The organism is Streptomyces sp. NPDC014656, from assembly GCF_043084305.1.
GTDB lineage: Bacteria > Actinomycetota > Actinomycetes > Streptomycetales > Streptomycetaceae > Streptomyces.
Genome location: NZ_JBIBZN010000001.1, coordinates 440,559 through 457,335, shown reverse-complemented (window position 1 = coordinate 457,335; position 16,777 = coordinate 440,559). Strand labels below are relative to the sequence as shown.

The window sequence follows — 16,777 nt, the reverse complement described above, 5'->3', positions numbered from 1 at the left end:
TCCGGGACGGGCGGGGGCGTCAGTCGCGGCGGCGGGCGATCTGCACGTTCTCCATCACGCCGAGGGCGTCGGGGACGAGGACGGCGGCGGAGTAGTAGGTGGTGACGAGGTAGGACATGATCGCCTGCTCGCTGATGCCCATGAAGCGGACGGAGAGGCCGGGCTCGTACTCCTCCGGGATGCCGGTCTGGCGGAGGCCGATGACGCCCTGGTTCTCCTCGCCGGTGCGCATGGCGATGATGGAGCTGGTCTGCTCCTTGGTGATCGGGATCTTGTTGCAGGGCAGGATCGGGACGCCGCGCCAGGCCGGCACGGACTGGCCGCCGAGGTCGACGTGGTCCGGGTAGAGGCCCCGGGCGTTGAACTCGCGCCCGATGGCGGCGATGGTGCGCGGGTGGGCGAGGAAGAGCTTGGTGCCCCGGCGGCGGCTGAGCAGCTCGTCCATGTCGTCCGGGGTGGGCGGGCCGGAGTGGGTCTGGATGCGCTGCTTGAAGTCGGCGTTGTGCAGGAGGCCGAACTCGCGGTTGTTGACGAGCTCGTGCTCCTGGCGCTCGCGCAGGGCCTCGATGGTCAGGCGGAGCTGCTCCTCCGTCTGGTTGTGCGGGCCGTTGTAGAGGTCGGCGACGCGGGTGTGGACCTTGAGGACGGTCTGCGCGACGGAGAGCTCGTACTCGCGGGGCTTGAGCTCGTAGTCCACGAAGGCGCCGGGGAGGACGGCCTCGCCGACGTGCCCGGAGGACATGGCGATCTCGGCCTCGCCGTGCTTGTTCTGCGCCTGGTCGGGGAGGGAGGAGAACTCCTCGATGTGGGCCTGGAGGGCCGGGGAGTTCGCCATGACGGCGGCGAAGTCGGCGCGGGAGAGGGTGAGGAGGGTGCCCGAGGTCTCGGCGGTGGCCGTGTAGTCCCAGGTGGCGTCGGCGTCGAGCAGCGCGTTCTCGCCGAAGCGGTCTCCGTCGCCGAGGACGGCGACGGTGATGTCGTCGCCGTAGGGGCCCTCGGAGGTCTGGCTGACGCGGCCGTGGGCGAGGAGGTGGATCTCGCCGGCCGTGTTGCCGCGGGTGACGAGGATGTCGCCGGCGGAGAAGTCGCGCTGGACGCAGCGGCCGGCGAGGGCGGTGAGCACCTCGACGTCGTCGAAGCCGCGCAGCAGGGCGAGTTCGCCGAGCTCGCGGGGGATCACGCGGACGGTGGCGCCGTCCTGGACGAACTCCACCCGGCCGTCGCCGACGGTGTAGCTGAGCCGGCGGTTGACCCGGTAGGCGCCGCCCTTGGTCTCGACCCAGGGGAGCGTCCGCAGCAGCCAGCGGGAGGTGATCTCCTGCATCTGCGGGGCGGACTTGGTCGTGCTGGCGAGGTTCCGCGCGGCGTGGGTGCTGAGGGACTGCTGCGGGGGCGCCGCCTGGGCTTCCGGGCTGGTGTCGACGGTCATCGGACCGGGCTCTCCTTAGCGAGGGGGTGACCGGGCACGGCGGCGTGCCGGACCGGTCGATGAGGAGGAATGGAGGGAGGTGGTCTGGCCATCCGTCCAGACCCGGGGAACAGTAACGGTCCGTCAGGACGGCCCGCCCGAAGAGCCGAGGGGCATTACCTCGATGCAGTGATCTTGTTTCGGGCCCGGTTTACCGGTGCGCCCGCCGGGTTTCCGCCATGCGTCGCGGAAGGGGGAGGGCATGCGGGCCGGTGGGGGCCCCGGGGCGGTTTCGCGCCCCGATCGGACGGCACGCGTTCCGGCCACGTTGACCACGGTGACCCCGCCTTGACAACCGATCCCTCCCGTCACACAAGTCAACACGGAGCGTCAACCCGTCCTCTCCCGGGCCTTCGACACTCCCCGTCACGTCTTTCTCTCCACACAACTGCCGTCGCCTGAACGGAAGTTCGCGGAACGATGAGCACGAGGGGACCGTCGTGGCGGCGGGAGACGGGGGGCGGGGGCCACGGAGGAGGGGCACTCCGGCTCGCGGGCGGCCGGCGGCGGGCCGGTCTGGGCAGTCGCACAGGCCGGGCCGCGCGGGACCGGGCCCGTGGGCACAGACAGGCGGGGCGGGCCGTTCCACGATGTCCCTGGCCGCGGTCGCGAGGACGCGCGACCGCGCGGACTCATAGAGGAGTTCCCATGCCAGGGAGGAAGAGCCGCCTGCCGGGCGGTCCGCTGCTCGCCGCGCTGCTGCCGTCCGGCGCGGCACCGGCCTCCACGGCGGGGCCCGCCGCGACGGCGACGGCCGGCGGGATCCCGTCGGTGGGCACCTCGTGGGGCGCGCCCGGTCCGTACGAGGTGGACGTCGACATCGAGGCGGTGCACACCTTCTACCGCCCGCGCGCGATGGGGGCGGCGGGCGAGCGGCACCCGGTGGTGATCTGGGGGAACGGCACGGGGGCCGTACCCGGGATCCACAGCTCGCCGCTGCGGTACCGGGCGAGCCACGGCGTCATCGTCGCCGCGGCGGACACGCCCGCCTCGAACTTAGCGATCAGCATGCGGGCCGGCATCGACGTGCCGGAGCGGCGGAACGCCGATCCGGGCAGCGAGTACTCCGGCCGGGTCGACCTGGAGCACATCGGCCCGGCGGGGCCTGAGCCGGGCAGGCCTCAGCGGCCGAGCCGGGCGTCCAGCCACTGGAGGACCTCGGGGGTGACCGGGTCGGTGATGTCCGCGAACTCCTCGTGCTTCTTGAGGAACTTGGCGACGTAGGGGCACACCGGCACGATCCGCATCCCCGAGGCCCTGACGTCGGTCAGGGCCTGCTCCACGAGGATGCCCGCGAGCCCCTGCCCCGCGTAGGCCTCGTCGACCTCGGTGTGGAAGAACACCCGCCGGTCGTCGCGGTCGCGGTAGGCGGTCAGCCCCGCCCGCGCGCCGTCGACGAGGATCTCGTACCGGTGCCGCTCGTCGACGCGGCGGACGACGGGGCTGACGCTCTGCTCGCTCATGGGCGGCCTCTCGCACTCGCTCGGACACTGCTTCCGCACGGCGCGCCTCGGCCCGCCGCGCCTCACCCTACTCCCCGGTTCTCGCAGGTGGGGCGGGGCGTCCGGCCGGGCGGGTCAGCCCCCGGCGGCCGTACCGCCGCGGACGTCGACGGCCACGGACGCGCCGCCGCGTTCGAGGACGAGGTAGCGGGGATCGAAGCGCTGCGGCACGGCGAAGCAGAGGCGGCCGGTGGTCTCCCCGGGGGCGAACGTGTCGTCGAGGGCGCCCGGTTCTTCGCCGCACCGCGACCACCGGAGCAGCTGGGCGTCGCCCTCCCCTTCGCCGATCAGCACGACGGGCAGATGGGTGCCGGTCCCCTGCCCGGTGCCGCGCACCACGACGGGGACGGCGACGACGCGCAGGGCCGTGCCGGCCCCGGGGGCCGGTGCGACGGTGGCGGCGGGCGCGCGGACGGTCACGGCCATGTCGTCGACCTCGGCCTCGGTCCCCACCCCGACGACCCGGTCCGGGAAGAACGCGGGGTCGCGGTAGATCCCCATGCCGTCGAGGGACGAGCGGCTGCCGTCGGCGGGATCGCGGTCGAGCGGGGCGGCCCCCGCGAGGACCAGGGCGGCCACCGTCACGGCCGCCGCGAGGAGCCGGGGGGCGAAGGGCAGCACGGCGGACGCGGCCCGCAGGAGCGGGCGCCGCCGCCAGGCCACGGCGGCGGCGAACAGGCCCGCCGCGACGACGAGGACGACGGCTCCGGTGTGGTGGTGGAGGTTCGCCTCGCCTTCCACGTGCCGCACGGCGAGGGGCCGGCCGGTGGCGCGGGACAGCGTCACGACCACCGGCTCGCCCGAACGCACCCGGTCCACCCGCGCGCTCCCTCCGGCGAGGGGGATCGTGCGGCCGTCCGTCGTCCGCGCCTCCAGGTCGTAGCCGTACCGCTCGTGGCCGTCGCCGTCCAGGTCGGTCACCCGCACGGCGACGGCGTGCTCCCGGTCCACCGGTGCCACCGCCTCGGCGGTCCAGACGGCCAGGAAGCCGAGCGCGGCACCGGCGAGGGCGAGCGCGAGCACGCTCGCCCAGCCGAAGACCGCGGTGCGTTCGTCCTTCTCCCGGTGCTTCCGATCGGACATGCCGGTCCGCCTCCCCCGTCGGGTCCCCCTGTCGGCCCCACCCTAGGAGGGAGAGGTGAACTCCCCCCTGAGTACGGGTACTCAGGGCCGGGGACCCGGCGGCGGGAGGGGCTCAGCCCTGGTCGGCGACGAAGGACGCCATCCAGGTCAGGGCGGAGTTCCAGTTGATGGTCAGCTCGTTGGTGGACCAGGACTGGATGTCGTCGATGTAGCAGAACTGGCCCACGCAGCCCTGGAGTTTCGCCTGCGCGAGCGGGTCCTGGATGCTGGAGTTCGGGCCGCCGGAGAGCGAGCCGGCGGGCGGCGGGGGCAGCTCGGGGTCGAGCTGGCGGGCGTACCAGCGGCTGTGCTGGTTGTGGGCGGCCGCCTCGCCGTAGCCGGTGACGTAGGAGAGGTTCAGGGCGTTGCGGCCGAGGACGTAGTCCATGCTCTGGACGGCTCCGTCGCGGTAGGCGGCGCTGCCGGTGAGGTCGTAGGCGGTGGCCAGGACGACGGCGTTGTTGAGGATCTGGTGGGTGGAGCCCCAGTCGTACTTCTGGCCCTCGGGGGCGTACGGCATGCCGTAGGGGTGGGCCTTGAGGGTGGCGAGGTAGCGGTCGGCGCCGGCGCGGACCGAGGCGCGGACCTTGTCGCGGCCGGGGAGGCGGCTGGGGACGGTGGCGAGGTCGAGGCGGGCGGGGACGGCCGTGCTCGCCCAGTCGAAGCCGACGGCTCCGAAGATGTCGGCGGTGTGGACGGGCGAGGCGAGGACGTGGGCCTTGAACTCCTTGGCGCCGGTGGTGAGGTAGAGCTCGGCGGCGGCCCAGTAGAACTCGTCGGCCACGTTCCGGTCGGCGTAGGTGCCGCCGCCGACGCCGTCGCTCTCGGAGGCGAGGACGTCGGGGTGGGCGAGGGCGGCGGCCCACGCCTTGCGGGCGGCGGCGAGCGCGGTGGCGGCGAAGGCGGGGTCGTACTCCTCGTACAGGCGGGCCGCCTGGGCGGCGGTCGCGGCGAGGTTGAGGGTGGCGGCGGTGGTCGGCGGGTGGAGTTCGCGCTTCTGGGGGTCGTCGGAGGGCATCAGCGGCAGGCCGGTCCACTGCTCGTCGTGGATCTTGTGGTGGGCCATGCCGGCGAGGGGTTCGCCGTCCGGGACCTGCATCTTCAGGAGGAAGTCCAGCTCCCAGCGGGCCTCGTCGAGGATGTCGGGGACGCCGTTGCCGCTCTCGGGGAGGGCCAGGGTGCCGTCGCCGAGCGCCTCGGCGTCGCCGGTGCGGGCGTGGCGGGCGCGTTCGTAGGTGCTGAGGAGCTGCCAGACGGAGATGCCGCCGTTGACGACGTACTTGCCGTGGTCGCCGGCGTCGTACCAGCCGCCGGAGACGTCGAGGGCGTAGTCGCAGACGCCCGGCTGGCAGGGCACCCGGGTGTCGCCCTGGTTGGGGGCGACGCCGACGTGTCCGGCGGCGCGGCCGTAGCCGGGGCGCAGGTCGTCGCGGACGGGGGTTCCGCTGCGCTGGGTGTAGTAGAACTTCGCCGCGTCCAGGCGCAGTCGCTCGTAGGCGGCGGTGCCGATGTCGAAGGGGTGGCTGGTCTCGCCGTCGGCGGTGAGGGTGAGGCCCGTGCCGGGCCTGCGGTGTCCGCCGAAGTCGATCGTGTGGACGTTCTGTCCGGAGGAGGCGTCGACGCCGCGCGGGACGGTCCGGCCGCGGGCGACGACGGCGCCGGCCGCGTCCTTGAGCTGCCAGGGCAGCGGGGTGGTGGCCTCGGTGACGAGGGTGGCGTTCTTCGGGCCGCGGGGCAGGTAGGCGACCTGGTTGACGCGGACGCGGGGCCCGGTGTCGGGTTCGTACTCCTCCGGGGGCACCCCGCCCAGCAGGGACACGTCGTCGAGGCAGAACCGCCAGGGCTCGGCGGCGCCGCCGAGCTGGAAGGCGACCTGGCCCTGGGTGGTGTCGACCGGGGAGGCGAAGGTGTACGTGTAGGTGTCGCCGGAGACGCTGAGCTGCGGCACGACCTCGTGGTACGCGTCGTACGGGGCGACCTGGAGGCCGACGACGGCGCGGACGGAGTGGCCCGCCGGGGTGCCGGTCGCGCGGAAGGCGATGCGGTACGACTCGCCCTTGGCCAGCGTGAGGTCGTTCTGGCCGACCGCCGCGTCCCAGCGGTTCGCGGTGCCCCCGGGCACGTCGGCGCAGAGTCCGCCGCCGTCGGGCCCGGCGGTGACGCCGCTGGTCCACCAGGACTCGGTGCCGGCGTCGAAGCCGCCGTTCCTCACCTGTTCCGCCTCGTCCGCGCCGGCGGGCCCCGCGGGCAGCGCGGTCAGGCCCGCCGCCAGCAGGGCCGTCAGGGACAACAGGGCGGTTCTGCGTCGGTTCACGTCCGGGCTCCTCATGGGGGTCGGTGGAGCACACCCTCTGTGGGAGCGCTCCCAAAGGGGCGGTGGACATCCTTGTGGTCCGGGCGCGGGGCCGTCAACGGCCCGGACAGGACCGGTCCGTCGCGGCCCGGATACGGCCAATCGGAGAGACGGCCTCCGGTCGCGCGGCGACGGGGGGCCGGAAGGCGCGTGCCGCCTGCGGTTCCGCGGCGCCGACGACGGCGGCTGTCGCACAGTCATCGCACGGGTGTCACGGACCCGTCACATCACCGTCGTCGCCCCATCGAACTGGCGTCCTGCGGCGTGGCCGGAAACCATGCGTTCCAACCCCCCGCTCCCGGACCGCCGTTGATCACACCCCTGTGACCTCACATACTGCGCTGACCGACAGCGGGCGCCTCTCGCGCCGCTGGCCGGATTCGACCATTCGACCTCATCCCAAGCTCCTGGGGGGAGACTTGCGCGCACACGTGCAGAGAGCACGCGCCCTCACGATCGCGGCCGCCACCTCGGTGGCCCTGGTGGCGGGCATGACCGGCCCGGCCACGGCGATCACGGCGGACACCCCGCACACCGCCCACCCGGCGAAGGACCGGAAGAGCGCGAAGGGCCCGAAGGCCCCCGCCGCGCCGGAGATCCGGCGCACCGGCGCCGACCTGCGGATCCCGCTCGTCACCGGCGACCACGTGGTGGTGGACGCCGCGGGCCGCATGGTCCGCTTCGAGGCCGCCGCGGGCCGCGAGCACATACCCGTCGAGGTGCGCCGCACCGGCGACCGCACCCTGGTGGTGCCCGCCGACGCCCAGCGCCTGATCGCCGAGGACCGGCTGGACCAGCGGCTCTTCGACCTCTCCGTCCTCACCGACCCGCGGCTGCGCGCCGGCCACCGGGCGGGGCTCAAGCTGATCGTCCAGTACGAGGGCGGGGCCGCCGCCGCGCGGACCGGCGTCCGGACGGCCGGAGGAGCCGAGGTCCTGCGGACCTTCCCCGTCCTCGGCGCCGAGGCGCTCCTCGCCTCCCCGGACGACCTGGCCCGGGTCTGGGAGGCGCTGACCGACCGGCGGCGGGACGGCGCCCGGGCCGCCGCCACCGGCATCGGGAAGGTGTGGCTGGACGGGGTGCGCGGGGCGCGCCTGGACCGGGGCGTCCCGCAGATCGGCGCCGACAAGGCGTGGCAGGCGGGCTACGACGGCACCGGCGTGAAGATCGCCGTCCTCGACACCGGCGTCGACAGGACCCACGACGACCTGAGGACCCGGGTCGTCGGGGAGAAGAACTTCTCCTCCTCCCCCGACGCGGTGGACCGCGTCGGCCACGGCACCCACGTCGCCTCCATCGCCGCCGGAACCGGCGCCAAGTCCGGCGGCCGGTACAAGGGGGTCGCGCCCGGCGCCGAGCTGATCAGCGGAAAGGTCCTCGACGACGAGGGCTACGGCGACGACTCCGCCGTCCTCGCGGGCATGGAGTGGGCGGCGGCCGAGGGCGCCGACATCGTCAACCTCAGCCTCGGCAGCGCCGACAGCCCCGGTGTCGACCCGCTGGAGGCGGCGATCGACCGGCTCTCCGCCGAGAAGGGGATCCTCTTCGCCGTCGCCGCGGGCAACGAGGGCGAGGCCGGTCCCTCGACGGTCGGTTCGCCCGGCAGCGCGGACGCCGCCCTGACCGTCGGCGCCGTCGACCACGAGGACCGGCTCGCGCCCTTCTCCAGCACCGGCCCGCGGGTCGGCGACGGAGCCGTCAAGCCGGACGTGACCGCCCCCGGCGTCGCCGTCACGGCGGCGGCCGCCGCCGGCAGCGCGATCGACGTCCGCCCCGGCACCCCGCACCCGGCGCCCGGCTACCTCCAGATCGACGGCACCTCCATGGCCACCCCGCACGTGGCGGGGGCGGCGGCGATCCTCAAGCAGCGGCATCCGCAGTGGAAGGCCGCCGAGCTCAAGGGCGCGCTGACCGGGTCGGCGAAGGGCGGCGACGGCCTCACCGCCTTCCAGCAGGGCACGGGCCGGATCCAGGTCGACCGGGCGCTGGAGCAGACCGTCGTCGCCGAGTCCGGGTCGCTGAACTTCGGCACGGCGCTCTGGCCGCACGCCGACGACGAGCCGGTCACCCGGCAGGTCGTCTACCGCAACCTCGGCACGGCCGACGTCACGCTCGACCTGTCGGTGGCCGGACTCGACCCGGCGGGCAAGCCCGCCCCCGAGGGCTTCTTCGCGCTCGGCTCCCCGCGGGTGACGGTGCCGGCCGGCGGGACCGCGTCGGTCGACCTCGTCGCCGACACCAGGATCGGCGAGGCCGACGGCACCTACTCCGGTTACGTCACCGCCACCGGCGCGGGCGGTTCCGTCCGCGCCGCCGCCGTGGCCGTGCGGGAGGCGGAGTCGTACGACCTCACGGTCAGGACGCTCGGCCGCGACGGCGCCGACGCCCGGAACTTCGCCAACACGCTGACCGGCGTCGCCGGGCCGGCCGCCGGCTTCCAGGCGCGCGTCGACAACGAGCCCGGCAGCCACACCCTCCGGGTGCCCAAGGGCTCGTACACGCTCAACACGGCCGTCTACGAGGACCCTTCGGACTACACGAAGGGCACCGACTGGATCGCCCGGCCGAAGCTGGACGTCTCCGCCGACACGGAGGTCACCGTCGACGCGCGCACGACGCGGCCCGTGGAACTGACCGTGCCGGGGATCGACCGGGCGGACTACGCGGGCACGTACTACGAGGTCGACACCGAGATCGGGCGGGTCGGCAACGGCTGGGTCCTGCGGGGCCTCACCGGCTTCCGCACCGCCCACCAGGGGCCGGCCGTCACCGACGGCTCGATGCTGCAGACCTGGGACGCCCACTTCCTCGACGACGCCGCCGGCAGCCAGTACTCGGTGGCCTTCGGCGGGCGGACGGACAGGGTCGCGACCGGCTACCGCCGCCATGTGGAGGCCGGTGAGCTGGCCACCCTGAAGGTCGGCCTGGGCGCCTCCGCCGCCGGCAAGACCGCGCTGGCCTCTCCCTACGCGCACCTGCCGGGGGCGCCGGAGGGCAACGGCTTCTCCGCGCCGCAGGCGACGCCGGGGACGCGCACCTTCCACGTGTCGACGGCCGACGGCGTCTCGTGGCTGACCCGCTTCAACCAGCTCGGCGCGCCCGACGAGTGGGGCTACCCGGCCTTCGAGGGCAGCCTGGAGATGGCCCGGCCGAAGCGGTACGAGGCGGGCCGGACGTACCGCGAGCGGTTCAACGCCGGTGTCTTCGGGCCGCTCCTGGGCGAGGGCACGGGCGTCTTCCGCACCGCTCCCGACCCGGTGACGGGCGAGCAGCAGCTCGTGGGGGCCGTGCCGCTGCTGGCCGACGGGGAGGGCCACGCCGGCTCCTCGCTGTTCTCGTCGGCGACGTCGACGCTGTACCGCGACGGCGTGCGGATCGCGGCGAACGAGGACCCGCTGAGCGGCACGGAGCCGTTCGCGGTCGACGGCGCCGAGGCCGAGTACCGGCTGGTGACCTCGGCGGAGCGGCCCGCCGGTGTCGCCGGGGTGTCGACCCGGATCGACACCTCCTTCACGTTCCGTTCGAAGCAGGTCGCGGCCACCACGGCGCTGCCGGTGTCCACGGTCCGCTTCGCGGCCCCGGTCGACCTGGCCACGAGCGCCCCGGAGGGCACGTGGGTCTCGGTGCCGGTGACGGTGCAGGGATCGGCGGCCGGCCGGAACCTCAAGTCCCTTGAGGTGAAGGTCAGTTACGACCGGGGCGGAAGCTGGCGGTCCGTGCCGGTCGTCGGCGGCCGGGTGGTCGTGAAGAACCCGGCGAAGGGCAGCGGGATCTCGCTCTCCGCCGAGGTCACGGACCGGCAGGGCAACACGTCGACGCTCTCGGTCCGCGACGCGTGGACCGGGAGGTGACGCCCACCCGCTGAGCACGCGTCACCTGAGCCGGCGTCACCATGTGGGGTGGTGGCGCCGGTTCGGCGTGCGGTCCGGGGGCGGGCCCGGTCTCAGCGCGCGTCGCGGCGTGGCCTGAGCGGGGTGGTGGGGAGTTCGGGGGCCGGGAGGCGGTCGCCGGGGTAGCCCGTCACCTCGCCGAAGCGGTCGGAGCCCCGCGCCCACTCCTCCCGCGCCTGCCGGATCTCGGCGTCGGTGCGGGCGATGAAGTTCCACCACATGACGATCTCCTCCCCGAAGGGCGGGCCGCCGAGGAGGACCGCGCGGGCCCGGCCGGAGGAGGCGTTGACGAGGGTGAGGGCGGCGCGGCCGGGGGCGGCGTATCCGAGTTCGGCGGGCCGGAGCGGGGTGCCGTCCAGGGTGAGGTCGCCCTCGTCGACGAGGAGGCCGTGCTCGAACTCCGGGTCGACGGCGAGGGTCACGATGGCGCCGGGGTCGAGGAGGAGTTCGGCGCCGAGGAGGGGCGTGAAGGTCTCCACCGGGGAGGTGTCGCCGGCCAGCGTGCCGAGGAAGACGCGGAGTTCGGCGCCGTCGACGCGCACCGGGCGGGGCGCGTGGTGGGCGAAGGCGCGCGGGGTGTCGCGGTGGGCGTCGGGGAGGGCGACCCAGAGCTGGACGCCGTGCAGGACGGTGGTGTCGGGGGTGGAGACCTCGGAGTGGGCGATGCCGTGGCCGCCGGTCATGAGGTTGATCTCGCCGGGGCGGACGGCGGCGTGGCTGCCGAGGCTGTCGCGGTGCTCGATCTCCCCGCTGAAGAGCCAGCTCACGGTCTGGAGCCCGATGTGGGGGTGGGGGGCGACGTCCATGCCGCCGGAGGCGGCGACCGGGTCGGGGCCGTAGTGGTCGGCGAAGCACCAGGCGCCGATCAGGGTGCGGGCCCGCTGCGGCAGCGTGCGCCGTACGGTCATGGCGCGCGGGCCGCCCAGCGGAACGTCCCGGGGCGTGAGGACCTCGACCTTCGTGTCGCCCATCTCCGACCCCTCCTCGCTTTAGTTTCAGATTCAACCATTGTGGGTGACGCCCCGCGCCGCCGCAAGTCCGTGGTCCCCCGGACCTCCCGCCCCCGCCCTCCGGCCCCGCGCCGGAGGGCGGGGGTCAGGAACCGCCCTCGCGGCGGCGGACCATCTCGGTGATCCAGGCGGGGGCGTAGGGGGAGGTGCAGCCCTTGGGGGTCGGGTGGTCCTTGAGGACCTCCAGGCGCTCGCCGATGGCGAGGGCCCGGTCGCGGTGGGCCGGGTGCTCGATGCCGGTCCGGGCGAGACAGTGGTTCATCGCCCACTGGAGCCGGCCCGGGGCGTCCTTCATCTCGCGCTCGACGGTGTCGAGGAGGGCGTCGAGGTCGAGGCCCTCGGGCCGCTTCGCGACCCGCTCGGTGGTGAGCGCCCAGCCGGCGCTCGCGACGACGGCGTCGGGGTCGGCGAGCCACCGCAGGCGCAGCTCCTCCGCGTGGGGGCCCTTCTTCACCACGTGGTTCAGGAGCCAGTCGTGGACCTTGGGGGCGCGGGCGGCGCGCAGCATGGCGTCGAGTTCGTCGCGGCCGAACTCCTTGGGGCGGCAGACGAGGGTGGCGAGGAGCCGGGCGGCGGTGTCGCCGCTCGCCCACAGCTCGCGGGCGAGCTCGTGCCGCGTCCTCAGCCGCTTGGCGATCGCGCGCAGCCCGGCGAGGTTCACCCCGTGGTCGTCGCCGTGCCGTTCGTTGACCTCGCGCATCCGGGGGTCCTCCAGCGCGGCCAGCTCGGCCAGCACCTCGTCCGCCGTCACCCCGGCCTCCCCGCTCGCCCCGGCCACCGTCCCGGCCATCGGTCCTCCTGTCGCTCGCGTACGGCCTCCAGCCTACGGGCGCGGTGGTTCCGTGCGGCCGGGAGCGGCTGTCCGGGCGCCCGGCGGGTAGACGCGGTACGAAGGCGCCCGGGCGGGGAACCCGGGCGGAGGACCGGATCCGGAAGGCGGCGAGGACGATGCGCGGACCCACCGGGGGACGGTCGGCGGACACGGGCGCGGGCTGCCGGCGCAGGCTCACGGACGAGGAGTTCGGGGTGCTGATACGGGAGGCCAGGGCGGAGGCGCGGCGCGGCTTCCTGGGGCGCCCGCCCCCCAGCGAGACCGATTTCTCCTTCCGCACGCAGCACGCCGAGTTCGGCGCGGCGGCCCACTGAGCGCACGAGCCGGGGCCTCGGCGCCGGCGGGACACGGGCGGGGCGGACACGGACGGGACGGGGCGGCAGGACGGCGAGGGATGGACGGACCACGGGCGGACGGGACAGAACGGCGGGGCGGTGGACGGGTGGACGGACGACAGGCGGACGGGACGGGACGGCGGGGCGGCGGGCGGGTGGAGGGACGACGGGCGGGCGGGCGATCGGGTGAAGCCGGTGGGCCGGGCGGCCCCGCGTCTCGGGGCCGTACCGCCCGCACGGGCAGGGTGGGCCCATGACAGCACCCGGACGACGGACGAGAAGGCTGTGCCGCGCGGCCTGCGCACTGCCGGCCGCGCTTCTGCTGTGCGGCTGCGGGGCGTCCGCGGCGCGCGAGGACGGCGCCACCGACGCCGGCCGGCGGTTCGCGGCCGCGGTCTCGGCCGGGGACTACCGCGCCGGCTGCGAACTGCTCGCCCCGGAGACCCGCGAGCAGATCGAGGAGGACGCCCAGGGCCCGTGTGGGCCGGGGCTGCGGGAGGCGGGACTGCCGCCGGCCGGCGAGGCGCGCGGGGTCGACGTCTACGGCCGCGAGGCGCTGCTTCGGATGACTTCGGACACGCTCTTCCTGTCTCAGTTCGACAGCGGCTGGCTGGTCACGGCCGCCGGCTGCGAGGAGGGCTCCGGCGACGAGCCGTACCGCTGCTCGGTGAAGGGGGGCTGACGGGATGCGGATCCTCTTCCTCGGCTGTGTCGTGACGGTCCTGGGCGGGCTCGCCTACTTCACGGTGATCGGGGCGATGCACCGGTGACCGCGGGACGCGCCGGTTTCTGGCGCTCCAACAGCCTCACCCTCGTCTTCGGCGGGGCCTTCCTCCTCGTGCTCGCCGCCCAGGCGGTCGCCGGGCGCGCCGAGTTCAACGAGCAGCTGGCCGTGGCCGGGCTCCAGCAGATCGGCTTCGGCGCGTACCTGACCTCCTCGGACTTCGCCGTCGACGTCACGGAGAACTGGCAGTCGGAGTTCCTCCAGTTCTTCCTGTACGTGTACGGGACCGTCTACCTCGTCCAGCGCGGCTCGCCCGAGTCGAAGCCGCTGGACCGGGCGGGGACCGAGAGCGAGCGGGACCAGAAGATGGGCGACCACGCCCGGTCCGACTCCCCCCGCTGGGCCGGCACGAAGGACTGGCGGCAGGGCCTTTACGCCCGCTCGCTGGGACTGGTCATGGGCGTCTTCTTCCTGCTGTCCTGGCTCGCCCAGTCGGTGTCCGGCGTCGCCGCGTACAACGGCGAGCGGCTGCGGCAGCTCCAGGCGCCGGTCGACTGGGGCGCGTACCTCGCCTCGGCGGACTTCTGGAGCCGCTCCCTGCAGAACTGGCAGTCGGAACTCCTCGCCGTCTGCGCGATGGCCGTCCTCTCCGTCTACCTCCGCCAGCGCGGCTCCCCGGAGTCCAAGCCGGTGGGCTCGTCGCACGACTCCACCGGCGTGGAGGGCTGAGGCGGGTCCCGGCCCCGGCGGGTCCCCGCTCAGCGGGGGTCGTAGCGGGCCGTGGGGGCGGCGGGGCGGGCGCGGTGGCCGTCGAGGGGCAGGCGGTAGAGCGCGAAGGCGTGGTCGATGACGGGCTGGGCGACGTTCCGGACGCGGACGCCGCCCGCCGTCATGCCGTGCTCGGTGCCCAGGTGGGCGTGGCCGTGGACGGCGAGGTCGGCGCCGTGGGAGTCGATGGCCTCGGCCAGGAGGTAGCTGCCGAGGAAGGGGTAGATCTCCAGCGGTTCGCCCGCGAGGGTGTCGGGCACCGGGGAGAAGTGGGTGAGGGCGATGCGGACGGCGCAGCCGTGCTCGGCCAGTTCGCCGAGCGCGTGCCCGAGGCGCTCGGCGCTCCGCCGGGCGGTGCGGACGAAGGCCTTCATCTCGGGCTCGCCGAACTCGCCGGCGCTGCGCCCGAGGAAACCGCCGCAGAAGCCCTTCGCCCCGGCGACGCCGACCTTGTGGCCGGCGACGGGCAGGACGGTGCTCTCGCCCTCCAGGACGTGCGCGCCGGCGTCGCGCAGCACCCCGGTGACCTCGTCCGGCGTGTCCCCGTGGTGGTCGTGGTTGCCGAGGACGGCGACGACGGGGACGCCGAGCCCCGCGATCTCGCCCGCCACCACCTCGGCCTCGGCGACGCTGCCGTGCCGGGTCAGGTCGCCGGCGAGCAGCAGCAGGTCGGCGCAGTCCGGCAGGGCCTCGAAGGCGGGGCGGAGCAGGCCGGCGCAGTCCTCGCCGAGGTGGATGTCACCGACCGCGGCGATCCGGACGGCGGGCTCCCGTTCGGTGCGTTCCGGTCCGAGGAGGGTCATGTCAGCTCCTCCCCGTGGTCCGGGGCGTCGTGGCCGGCCACGGCGATCTCGGTGCGCACCGTGCAGCCGGTCAGGGTGGCGCGGGCGAGTTCCAGGATCTCCTCGCACCGGGTGGAGTTGGGGACGGTACCGGTGAGCAGCACGACGCCGCCGCGCCGCTCCACCCGCACGCCGAGCTCGGCCGGTCCGTCCCCGGCGAGCCGCTCCCGCAGCAGCGCGATGCGGTACTCGTCCTCGTACGGCTCCGGGCCTGGCGCCCGGGCCTCGTGCGGCTCCGGTCGTTCAGTCACGGCCGTCGGCCTCCTCCCGTGTCGTCGGGGGGTGCGGGAGGACGCCGAGGAGCCGGAGGAGGTAGAGGAAGGCGACGGCCATGGGCCGGTCGCGGGTCTCCTCGGCGACCCGCTCCCAGTCGACCCGTTCGCGCAGGCCGCGGGCGACGGGCAGCAGGGCACCGTAGTCGCAGTGGTGCTCGGAGAGGGCCGCGAGCCGGCCGGTCATGAGGTCGGTCGGGTCGATCACCGGCAGGTGCACGGAGTCGACGGGGAGGACCTGGGCGCGGTCCAGGAGCTCTCGGGTGACGGACCGTCCGGCGAGGGCGAAGATCAGGTCGATGTGCTCCCCGCCGCTGCGGGCCTTCACCAGCCAGTCCTCCGGCGGGTCGACGATCTCGATGCCGCGCTCGCGCAGCAGCTTCACCACGGTCTCGGAGTCCTCCGCCCGCAGCGCGAAGTCGGTGTCGTGCTGGAGCCGGACCGGGATGCCGTAGGCGTAGGCGGCGACGCTGCCGACGAGGGCGAAGGGGCAGCCGGAGCTCTTGAGGACGGCGCCGACCTCCTTGGTGACCTCCAGGATGGCCTGGGTGTGGTCGGGCGGGAGCGGGTCGGCGGCGCCTCCTGCGCCGGCACCGCGGGCGCGGGCGTCGCGGGCGTGGGCGTGGGCCGTGAGGTTCATGCCTCCTCCTCGGAGGTGGGCCGCAGGGCGCCGGCACCGGAGCGCCAGGCGCGGATGGCGGACGTGGCGAGGGCGTCGTCCAGGAGGACGGTGGCCCGGGCGCCGAAGGCGACGTCGGGGGCGAGGCCGGGCTCCTCGGCGAGCAGCCCGCCGACGACCTCGCGACGGACCAGCTGCTCGTGGACGGCGTCGGCCTCCACGTGCTCGTCGTAGTAGCGGACGGCGGCCTCCCCGGCGCCGCACCGGCGCAGGGCCGCCGCGTGCCAGGAAGCGGCGGGCGGCGAGCCGATCTCCAGGGCGGCGAAGTGGCCGACGAGGGCGCCCCGGCGGGCCCGGTGCAGCCCGAAGAGGGACATCACGTTGGCGACCGCGAGGGCGGGCGCCCCGACCTCCGGCAGATACCGGCCGTATCCGGGATCGAGCCCGAGGGCGCTCATCAGGTCGGCGTAGAGCCGGGCGTGCGCGCGCTCCTCGCGACCGCAGCCGAACTCGTCGTACAGCACGGTCACCAGGCCCGCCTTGGCCCGGCCGCGCAGCCGGGGCAGCATCCAGGCCTGCGGGTCGGACTCCCGCAGCTGGTGGACGGAGCGCAGGACCGCGTACTCCCGCAGCTGCTCCAGGGTGCCGTGGCGCAGCAGGTGGCGGGAGACGCCGCGGCCGTCGGGCGGCTCGGTCAGGAGGGCGTCGAAGACCTCGTCGGGCGTCGCGGGCCCGGGGCACGCCTCCCGCAGCGCCCCCTCGAAGCGTTCCTCCAGGAGGGCGCGCAGGCGCAGCAGGTCCGGGTCCCACTCGGCGGCGTCGGGCACGCCGTCGAAGCCCCGGTAGTGGAGTTCGTAGCAGAGGTGGAGGGCCAGCTGGACGTCCTCGCCGTACGGGTCGGCCGCCGCGGCGGCGCGCGGTCCCGGCAGCGCGCCGGGGCGTCCGCGCAGCCGCCCGGAGACGGCCGCCGACAGCTCGCCGCGCGCCGGGGGCAGGGCGGGCGCCCGGGCCCCGGCGGGGCGCGGGGCGGTGATCGTCAT

16 protein-coding genes are annotated in these 16,777 nt (G+C 74.9%); 4 read left to right on the top strand and 12 right to left on the bottom strand.

The window, feature by feature from the left end; genetic code table 11:
• Positions 1–19: 19 nt before the first annotated feature.
• From ACF1ED_RS02180 to ACF1ED_RS02155, 6 genes are all read right to left on the bottom strand, one after another.
• Positions 20–1,429 (bottom strand): family 2B encapsulin nanocompartment shell protein, encoded by a 1,410-nt coding sequence (locus ACF1ED_RS02180; protein ID WP_391756469.1) that lies wholly within the window; start codon positions 1,427–1,429, stop codon positions 20–22.
• 671 nt (positions 1,430–2,100) lie between these two features.
• The gene (locus tag ACF1ED_RS02175; RefSeq protein WP_391756468.1) at positions 2,101–2,289 is read right to left on the bottom strand and encodes a hypothetical protein; all 189 of its coding nucleotides are present in this window, start codon (positions 2,287–2,289) and stop codon (positions 2,101–2,103) included.
• An 18-nt stretch (positions 2,290–2,307) separates the two neighbouring features.
• Entirely contained in the window at positions 2,308–2,478 is a 171-nt protein-coding gene (locus ACF1ED_RS02170; protein WP_391756467.1) for a hypothetical protein, read from the bottom strand.
• Between the two features lie 111 nt (positions 2,479–2,589).
• Positions 2,590–2,931, bottom strand: a complete 342-nt coding sequence (locus tag ACF1ED_RS02165) for a GNAT family N-acetyltransferase (protein ID WP_391756466.1) — start codon at positions 2,929–2,931, stop codon at positions 2,590–2,592.
• 114 nt (positions 2,932–3,045) lie between these two features.
• Entirely contained in the window at positions 3,046–4,053 is a 1,008-nt protein-coding gene (locus ACF1ED_RS02160; RefSeq protein WP_391756465.1) for a hypothetical protein, read from the bottom strand.
• 112 nt (positions 4,054–4,165) lie between these two features.
• On the bottom strand, positions 4,166–6,406 hold the full coding sequence (locus ACF1ED_RS02155) for a glycoside hydrolase family 9 protein (protein ID WP_391756464.1): 2,241 nt from the start codon (positions 6,404–6,406) through the stop codon (positions 4,166–4,168).
• 470 nt (positions 6,407–6,876) lie between these two features.
• Here ACF1ED_RS02155 and ACF1ED_RS02150 point away from each other — a divergent pair, with 470 nt between their 5' ends.
• Positions 6,877–10,296, top strand: a complete 3,420-nt coding sequence (locus ACF1ED_RS02150) for a S8 family serine peptidase (RefSeq protein ID WP_391756463.1) — start codon at positions 6,877–6,879, stop codon at positions 10,294–10,296.
• A 92-nt stretch (positions 10,297–10,388) separates the two neighbouring features.
• On the opposite strand, the gene ACF1ED_RS02145 is transcribed toward ACF1ED_RS02150, so the two are convergent.
• Entirely contained in the window at positions 10,389–11,306 is a 918-nt protein-coding gene (locus ACF1ED_RS02145) for a pirin family protein (protein ID WP_391756462.1), read from the bottom strand.
• 124 nt (positions 11,307–11,430) lie between these two features.
• On the bottom strand, positions 11,431–12,135 hold the full coding sequence (locus ACF1ED_RS02140; protein WP_391756461.1) for a DNA alkylation repair protein: 705 nt from the start codon (positions 12,133–12,135) through the stop codon (positions 11,431–11,433).
• A 158-nt stretch (positions 12,136–12,293) separates the two neighbouring features.
• Here ACF1ED_RS02140 and ACF1ED_RS02135 point away from each other — a divergent pair, with 158 nt between their 5' ends.
• The 3 genes from ACF1ED_RS02135 (at position 12,294) to ACF1ED_RS02125 (ending at position 13,965) form a co-directional block, all read left to right on the top strand.
• Positions 12,294–12,491, top strand: a complete 198-nt coding sequence (locus ACF1ED_RS02135) for a hypothetical protein (protein ID WP_391756460.1) — start codon at positions 12,294–12,296, stop codon at positions 12,489–12,491.
• 274 nt (positions 12,492–12,765) lie between these two features.
• Positions 12,766–13,194, top strand: a complete 429-nt coding sequence (locus ACF1ED_RS02130) for a hypothetical protein (protein ID WP_391756459.1) — start codon at positions 12,766–12,768, stop codon at positions 13,192–13,194.
• Between the two features lie 84 nt (positions 13,195–13,278).
• Positions 13,279–13,965, top strand: coding sequence for a DUF6766 family protein (locus ACF1ED_RS02125; RefSeq protein ID WP_391756458.1), 687 nt, complete (start codon positions 13,279–13,281; stop codon positions 13,963–13,965).
• Between the two features lie 29 nt (positions 13,966–13,994).
• Here the strand turns inward: ACF1ED_RS02125 and ACF1ED_RS02120 are convergent, their stop codons facing one another.
• Genes ACF1ED_RS02120 through ACF1ED_RS02105 form a run of 4 tightly spaced genes read right to left on the bottom strand, consistent with a single transcriptional unit; the run spans position 13,995 to position 16,777 of the window.
• Complete coding sequence (locus ACF1ED_RS02120; protein ID WP_391756457.1) at positions 13,995–14,807, bottom strand: metallophosphoesterase; 813 nt, start codon at positions 14,805–14,807, stop codon at positions 13,995–13,997.
• Positions 14,804–15,097, bottom strand: coding sequence for a BON domain-containing protein (locus ACF1ED_RS02115; RefSeq protein WP_391756456.1), 294 nt, complete (start codon positions 15,095–15,097; stop codon positions 14,804–14,806). The genes ACF1ED_RS02120 and ACF1ED_RS02115 overlap by 4 nt, the downstream gene beginning before the upstream one ends.
• A complete protein-coding gene (locus ACF1ED_RS02110) occupies positions 15,090–15,758 on the bottom strand; it encodes a nucleotidyltransferase family protein (protein ID WP_391756455.1) in 669 nt (222 codons plus the stop codon). Before ACF1ED_RS02110 ends, ACF1ED_RS02115 begins: the two co-directional genes overlap by 8 nt.
• Positions 15,755–16,777: an iron-containing redox enzyme family protein gene (locus ACF1ED_RS02105; RefSeq protein ID WP_391756454.1), complete on the bottom strand. Its 1,023-nt coding sequence runs from the start codon at positions 16,775–16,777 to the stop codon at positions 15,755–15,757. Before ACF1ED_RS02105 ends, ACF1ED_RS02110 begins: the two co-directional genes overlap by 4 nt.

What these genes read in the sequence shown, in the direction of transcription:
- ACF1ED_RS02170 (WP_391756467.1), bottom strand. Translation starts at nt 2,478, where the DNA reads ATGCTGATCGCTAAGTTCGAGGCGGGCGTGTCCGCCGCGGCGACGATG.
- ACF1ED_RS02175 (WP_391756468.1), bottom strand. Translation starts at nt 2,289, where the DNA reads ATGTCGACGTCCACCTCGTACGGACCGGGCGCGCCCCACGAGGTGCCC.
- ACF1ED_RS02135 (WP_391756460.1), top strand. Translation starts at nt 12,294, where the DNA reads ATGCGCGGACCCACCGGGGGACGGTCGGCGGACACGGGCGCGGGCTGC.
- ACF1ED_RS02105 (WP_391756454.1), bottom strand. Translation starts at nt 16,777, where the DNA reads ATGACGATCACCGCCCCGCGCCCCGCCGGGGCCCGGGCGCCCGCCCTG.
- ACF1ED_RS02130 (WP_391756459.1), top strand. Translation starts at nt 12,766, where the DNA reads ATGACAGCACCCGGACGACGGACGAGAAGGCTGTGCCGCGCGGCCTGC.
- ACF1ED_RS02110 (WP_391756455.1), bottom strand. Translation starts at nt 15,758, where the DNA reads ATGAACCTCACGGCCCACGCCCACGCCCGCGACGCCCGCGCCCGCGGT.
- ACF1ED_RS02160 (WP_391756465.1), bottom strand. Translation starts at nt 4,053, where the DNA reads ATGTCCGATCGGAAGCACCGGGAGAAGGACGAACGCACCGCGGTCTTC.
- ACF1ED_RS02165 (WP_391756466.1), bottom strand. Translation starts at nt 2,931, where the DNA reads ATGAGCGAGCAGAGCGTCAGCCCCGTCGTCCGCCGCGTCGACGAGCGG.
- ACF1ED_RS02120 (WP_391756457.1), bottom strand. Translation starts at nt 14,807, where the DNA reads ATGACCCTCCTCGGACCGGAACGCACCGAACGGGAGCCCGCCGTCCGG.
- ACF1ED_RS02145 (WP_391756462.1), bottom strand. Translation starts at nt 11,306, where the DNA reads ATGGGCGACACGAAGGTCGAGGTCCTCACGCCCCGGGACGTTCCGCTG.
- ACF1ED_RS02140 (WP_391756461.1), bottom strand. Translation starts at nt 12,135, where the DNA reads ATGGCCGGGACGGTGGCCGGGGCGAGCGGGGAGGCCGGGGTGACGGCG.
- ACF1ED_RS02180 (WP_391756469.1), bottom strand. Translation starts at nt 1,429, where the DNA reads ATGACCGTCGACACCAGCCCGGAAGCCCAGGCGGCGCCCCCGCAGCAG.